The organism is Dietzia sp. DQ11-38-2 (assembly GCF_014145055.1).
Classification (GTDB): domain Bacteria; phylum Actinomycetota; class Actinomycetes; order Mycobacteriales; family Mycobacteriaceae; genus Dietzia.
The window spans coordinates 1-6,084 of sequence record NZ_JAALDW010000297.1 but is presented as its reverse complement, the minus strand read 5'-3'; the positions used below and the strand labels follow the sequence as shown (position 1 = coordinate 6,084).

4 protein-coding genes are annotated in these 6,084 nt (G+C 69.7%); 2 read left to right on the top strand and 2 right to left on the bottom strand.

Going from position 1 to position 6,084, the window contains the following annotated elements:
* The first annotated feature begins 379 nt into the window (after window positions 1-379).
* Window positions 380-2,515: an excinuclease ABC subunit UvrB gene (gene uvrB, locus G6026_RS10655; protein WP_107756332.1), complete on the top strand. Its 2,136-nt coding sequence runs from the start codon at window positions 380-382 to the stop codon at window positions 2,513-2,515.
* A gap of 92 nt (window positions 2,516-2,607) precedes the next feature.
* Window positions 2,608-3,057, top strand: a complete 450-nt coding sequence (locus G6026_RS10650) for a universal stress protein (RefSeq protein WP_107756333.1) — start codon at window positions 2,608-2,610, stop codon at window positions 3,055-3,057.
* Between the two features lie 34 nt (window positions 3,058-3,091).
* Here G6026_RS10650 and G6026_RS10645 read toward each other — a convergent pair whose 3' ends face one another.
* Both G6026_RS10645 and G6026_RS10640 read right to left on the bottom strand, forming a co-directional pair.
* Window positions 3,092-3,523 (bottom strand): DUF732 domain-containing protein, encoded by a 432-nt coding sequence (locus tag G6026_RS10645; RefSeq protein ID WP_182613166.1) that lies wholly within the window; start codon window positions 3,521-3,523, stop codon window positions 3,092-3,094.
* Window positions 3,520-5,886 carry an ATP-binding domain-containing protein gene (locus G6026_RS10640; protein ID WP_182613165.1) on the bottom strand — a complete coding sequence of 789 codons (2,367 nt, stop codon included), beginning with the start codon at window positions 5,884-5,886 and terminating at the stop codon, window positions 3,520-3,522. Before G6026_RS10640 ends, G6026_RS10645 begins: the two co-directional genes overlap by 4 nt.
* Between the last annotated feature and the right edge of the window lie 198 nt (window positions 5,887-6,084).

Sequence of the window (6,084 nt, the reverse complement as noted above, 5' to 3'; positions counted from 1 at the left end):
TTTTAGCCACTGGCCCCGTTCGCCCAGGGGGTGGCCGGTGCGTCGGTCGGCATGGCGGCGGATCCGGAGAGGGAACCGGAGCCGAGTCCGGTCCCGCCGGTCGGGGGCCACGGGTCACACGGCGCCGCGGACGCGACCGGGGGCAGTGCCGTCAGCGCCGTGAGCGCGCCGATCGCGAGAGCGACGACGGTACCCGCCGCGAGGGGTGCCCGCGCCCGACGGGACAGGTGGGGACGACGACGAGGTGTGCTGCGGGACACGGATTCTCCAGACGAGGGGACGAGATGAGGGGAGTCTGTGTGCAGAGTAATGGCAACCCGGGATGCGGGGGCTCTTTCGTCGAGAGGCGGGTGTCGGTGTCGACTCGTAAGCTTGCGGTATGGCTTTCGCGACCGAGATCCCCGACGACGGGATCCCCGCAGACCCGACCGTCCTGTCCTATTCCGAGTTCCGTCCCATCGGGGATGTCGAGCGGTCCACCGGCAGGTTCGAAGTGGTCAGCGAGTTCACCCCGTCCGGGGACCAGCCGACGGCGATCGCCGAGCTCACCGAGCGCCTGGGGCGAGGCGAGCGGGACGTCGTGCTGCTCGGCGCCACCGGTACCGGTAAGTCCGCCACGACGGCCTGGCTCATCGAGCAGGTCCAGCGACCGACCCTCGTCATGGCCCCCAACAAGACCCTCGCCGCGCAGTTGGCCAACGAACTGAGGGAGATGCTCCCCAACAACGCTGTCGAGTACTTCGTCTCCTACTACGACTACTACCAACCCGAGGCGTACATCGCCCAGACGGACACCTTCATCGAGAAGGACTCGTCCATCAACGACGACGTCGAGCGGCTCAGGCACTCCGCGACGTCGTCACTGCTCTCGCGACGCGACGTCGTCGTGGTCAGTTCGGTCTCGTGCATCTACGGTCTCGGCACGCCACAGTCCTACCTGGACAGGTCCGTCTCGTTGGCGGTGGGTCAGGAGGTCGAGCGTGACCGGCTGCTGCGACTGCTGGTGGACGTGCAGTACGAGCGCAACGACGTCTCGATGACGCGGGGCACGTTCCGTGCCAAGGGGGACACCGTCGACATCATCCCCACCTATGAGGAACTCGCCGTGCGTATCGAGTTCTTCGGTGACGAGATCGACGCGCTCTACTACATCCACCCGTTGACCGGCGATGTCGTGCGGAAGGTCGACGAGGTGCGGATCTTCCCGGCGACGCATTACGTCGCCGGGCCCGAGCGGATGGCCAAGGCCATCGCCTCGATCGAGGAGGAGCTGGAGGCCCGGTTGGCGGAGCTGGAGAACCAGGGCAAGCTCCTGGAGGCGCAACGCCTGCGAATGCGCACCTCGTACGACATCGAGATGATGCAGCAGGTCGGGTTCTGCTCCGGGATCGAGAACTATTCGCGACACATCGACGGTCGCGCGGCGGGAAGCGCTCCGGCGACGCTGATCGACTACTTCCCCGAGGACTTCCTCACCGTCATCGACGAGTCCCACGTGACCGTCCCGCAGATCGGTGCGATGTTCGAGGGCGACGCCTCCCGCAAGCGCAACCTCGTGGACTTCGGCTTCAGGCTCCCCTCGGCGCTCGACAACCGTCCGCTCACGTGGGAGGAGTTCTCCGACCGGGTCGGCCAGACGGTGTACCTCTCCGCAACCCCCGGGACGTACGAGATGGGACGCACCGGGGGCGAGTTCGTCGAGCAGGTCATCCGGCCCACCGGTCTGGTGGACCCGAAGATCGTGGTCAAGCCCACGAAGGGGCAGATCGACGATCTCCTCGGAGAGATCCGCGCCCGTGCGGAGCGCGACGAGCGGGTCCTGGTGACCACCCTGACCAAGAAGATGTCCGAGGACCTCACCGACTATCTGCTGGAGCTCGGAGTGCGTGTGCGCTATCTGCACTCGGAGATCGACACCCTGCAGCGGGTGGAGCTGCTCCGGGACCTGCGCCGTGGCGAGTTCGACGTCCTGGTGGGCATCAACCTGCTCCGCGAGGGGCTGGACCTGCCCGAGGTCTCCCTGGTGGCGATCCTCGACGCCGACAAGCAGGGCTTCCTCCGTTCGAGCACCTCGCTCATCCAGACCATCGGCCGCGCGGCCCGTAACGTCTCCGGCGAGGTCCACATGTACGCGGACTCCGTCACCGAAGCGATGAGTCAGGCCATCGAGGAGACCGACCGTCGGCGTGAGAAGCAGGTCGCATACAACACCGAGCACGGTATCGACCCCCAGCCACTGCGGAGAAAGATCGCCGACATCCTCGACAGGGTCGGGGAGGAGGGCGGCGGGGAGTCCTCCCCCGACCCGCGGGACCGGCCCGAACTCGTGGGGGCACGGGCGGCGGGCGATTCGGCGCGGCCGCGTGCGGAACTCGAGAAGCTCATCGGGGAGATGACCGAGCAGATGATGTCGGCGGCCACGGACCTCCGGTTCGAGTTGGCGGGTCGGCTCCGCGACGAGATCGCCGAGTTGCGCAAGGAGCTCAAGGGGATGCGCGAGGCCGGAGTCGACTGACCCGTCACTGTGACGTCGCGCGCCTACCGGGCACGGCGCGGGCCTCCGCGCACTACGCTGGGGAGCACGTGTTGCCGACGAGAGGAAGACAATTGAGCGCCTACAACAAGGTGGTCGTGGGAACGGACGGCTCGGAGTCGTCCTACCGGGCGGTCGATCGTGCCGCGGCGCTGGCCGCCGACGAGTCCGCGACTCTCGTGATCGCCTGCGCCTACGTGCCCGCCGACCCGCGGTCGGTCAGCCAGGCCGCGGATCAGCTGGGCGACGACGCCTATCAGATCCGCGGTGACAATCCCGCCGAGGACATCGTCCGGACCGCGAGAGACAGGGCGGCCGCCGCCGGGGCGTCCACCATCGAGGCGCGCACCGTCAAGGGGGCGCCCGTCGAATCGCTCATCAAGTTGGCCAACGAGGTGGAGGCGGATCTGCTCGTTGTGGGCAACAAGGGGCTGAACTCGCTGACCGGTCGACTCCTGGGTTCGGTGCCCGCCGACGCTGCCCGTCGGGCGGTGTGCGACGTCCTCATCGTGCACACGACCTGAGTACACGGATCACCCGAGCCGGACCGGCCGGTGGTCAGCCGCAGAGGTGGGCCCGGCTGGCGTCGATGAGGGCCCGGCCGACCGCGGTGGTGTCGCGGTCGGCGTCCTGGGCGGCGATCGCGCTGGTGAGTGGCCGGAGGTGATCCAGGATCGTCTCGGTATCGGCCCCGTCGGAGATGCTCCGGCAGATGCCCAGGCCGACCTCGACCGTGGTGGCCGCGGTCATCTCCGTGGGTAGTCCTGAGGCGGCGAGTTGATCGAGGAACTCCTGCTCGCTGCCGTTCCTGGCGGGTCCACTCGCGGTTCCGGCGGGCTGCCCGTCGGCGGCGTCGGCACCCTGCCCCACGGTGTCCGCGCGCACGGTCCGGTCGGTGGTGTCCTCCCCGGCGGCGCATCCGGTGCTCACCGCCAGGACGGCACACACGACCGTGGCGACCGAGAGTCGTGCAATGGCGTTGATGCTCATGCGGTGAGCTCCTCGGGACCGTCCGTGACCGACTCCCGGATCAGTGAGAGCAACGGGCCGAACCGTCCGGGCTGGACGAGGACCAGTTCCTGGGTGGCGCGGGTGGCCCCCACGTAGAGGTCCTGGAGTCCCTGCGGGGACCGTCCGAGGACCCGTTCCGGATCCACCACCACCACCACGTCGAACTCGAGCCCCTTGGCCAGCGACAGCGGGAGGACCGAGGTGTCGGGGCGTGCCTCGGCGACGGCGCGCCTGAGGTCGGCGATCTCGCGGGGGTGCTCCTCCTCGGGTCCGTCGGGCAGCAGTACGGCCACGGCGCGGTCCTGCGGGACGACGGAGACCTCATCGGCCACGACCCGGCCCAGCGACCGTGCCTCGGTCTCGAGCCATGCGACCGGACGGTGGCCCGCGCGTACCGGGCGCGGTGAGGTCGCTCGCGGGTCGATCTGCGCGAGTAGTCGCCCCGCCACCGCGGACACGGTCTCCGGGGTGCGGTAGTTGACGGTGAGCTCGCAGAGGACCCAGCGGTCGTCGACGTAGGGCGACAGCGCGTCGTGCCATGAGTCGATGCCCGCCGGGCTCGAGGTCTGGGCGACGTCCCCGACGAGCGTCATCCACCGGTTGGGGGAGCGGCGCATCAACGCGCGCCACGCCATGACGGACAGTTCCTGTGCCTCGTCGACGATCACGTGACCGAACGCCCAGGTCCGATCCGCGCCGGCGCGATCCGCGACGGTGAGGTCCGAGTCCGCGCTGTGCCTTCTGGCGAGGGCTTCGGCATCGACCACGTCATACGCCATGAGGACTTCCGGGTCGAGGTCGTCCTCGATGTCCTGGACCGCCGACCCGGTGAGGATCTCGAGGGCCTCCTCGGCCTGCCGGACCTGTTCGGCCCAGGCCCGGTCCGCGTCGCTGCCCTCCGCCGCCGGGTCCTCGCCCAGCAGCTCGGCGAGCTCGTCGAGGAGCGGTACGTCCGCCACCGAGAAGGCACCACCGTCCTCACGGAAGAGGGCTGCCTGGTCCTCGGCCACATAATCACCGGCAGCCTCGGAGATGCGCTCGCGGCTGGAGAGCAGGTCGGCCAACAGACTCTCCGGACGCAGGGTGGGCCACCACTCGTCGATCGCGGCGAGGACCTCCGGCGCACGTTCCACCTCGGCGCGCAGCGCCGCCCTGTCATCCGAGTCCAGCAGCGGGCGGGCCGGATCCCCGAGGTCCCCGACCCCACCCTCCCCGGGGGACCAGGCGGCGTCCTCCGCCTGCCCGACCGGGTCGGTGAGCACGGCAACGTACTGCTCGGTGAGTGCGTCGACGATCTTGGTCAGGAAGGTGGATCGCGCCTGGTTGTGGGGACGTCGCGTCATCCTGGCCCGGCCGCGGGCAGCGCGCACCACCGCTGGTGTGAGGACCAGGGCATGGCCCTCGCACCGCACCACCACGTCCGAAGTCGGGGCGAGTTGCCGGGCGCGGACCGCGACCTTGAGGATGTCGACCATGTCGGCGGACCCCTTGACCTCCTCGCCGCGGAGCGTTTCGTGACCGGTGGCCCGGACCCCGGGGAACAGGTCCGCGAGCGTGCGCAGGACGACGCCCGACTCCCCGAGCGACGGCAGGACCCGCGCGATGTAGTCGAGGAATCGCGCGTTCGGACCCACGATGAGGACGCCACTGCGATCAAGCCTGCGGCGGTGCGTGTAGAGGAGGTAGGCCGCACGGTGAAGGGCCACGGCGGTTTTGCCCGTACCCGGCCCACCCTGGACCACCAGCACCCCGGCGTGCGGGTTGCGGATGATCTCGTCCTGCTCTCGTTGGATGGTCGCGACGATGTCGGTCATGTGGGCGGACCGCGCGCTGTCCAGGGCCTCGAGCAGCGCGGATTCCCCCACGACGTCGTCGTGGTTCTCAGGTATCTCCCCGTCGGCCGGGGCCGTGAGGAATTCGTCGTGCACCCCGATGACCCTCCGCCCGATCGTGCGCAGGTGCCGGCGACGGTGTGCGCCCTCTGGACGGGCGGTGGTGGCCAGGTAGAACGGGCGGCTGTGGTCCGCCCGCCAGTCCAGTAGGAGCGGGGTGAGGTCCTCGTCGTCGTCCCTCAGCCCCACGCGGCCGATCCGTCGGACCTCCCCGTCGGCCATGTCCAGCCGTCCGAAGTACAGGCCCAGATTGGCGGCGTTGTACGCCGCCAGTTCCGCCGAATAGAGCCGCGCGAACGATTCTCTCTCAGACCTCGCCTGTGGCGTGCCCCCCGTACCCCGGAGGACGGCGTCGAGGCGGGCCCGGGTGTCGGACCGCAGTTCCTCGAGACGGTCGAGGAGACGACCGAGGTGGCGCTGCTCCTCGTCGACGGCGTCGGACTCCGTCATGCGCGCTCCTCTCGAGGGTGTGGACCGGGCGGCGGTCGCGTCGGACTGCACGGTGCGGGACAACCAGGCTACCGGGTGTCGGGCGGGTGCTCCGACGCAGACGACCCCGCCGGTCAGGGCGGGGTCGTCGGCAACCGGCGGGCAGCGCCGGGTGGGGCGGTCCGTCAGGGTCGGATGGCGGCGGCGGCCTTGCTCCGG

What these genes read in the sequence shown, in the direction of transcription:
- uvrB (WP_107756332.1), top strand. Translation starts at nt 380, where the DNA reads ATGGCTTTCGCGACCGAGATCCCCGACGACGGGATCCCCGCAGACCCG.
- G6026_RS10645 (WP_182613166.1), bottom strand. Translation starts at nt 3,523, where the DNA reads ATGAGCATCAACGCCATTGCACGACTCTCGGTCGCCACGGTCGTGTGT.
- G6026_RS10640 (WP_182613165.1), bottom strand. Translation starts at nt 5,886, where the DNA reads ATGACGGAGTCCGACGCCGTCGACGAGGAGCAGCGCCACCTCGGTCGT.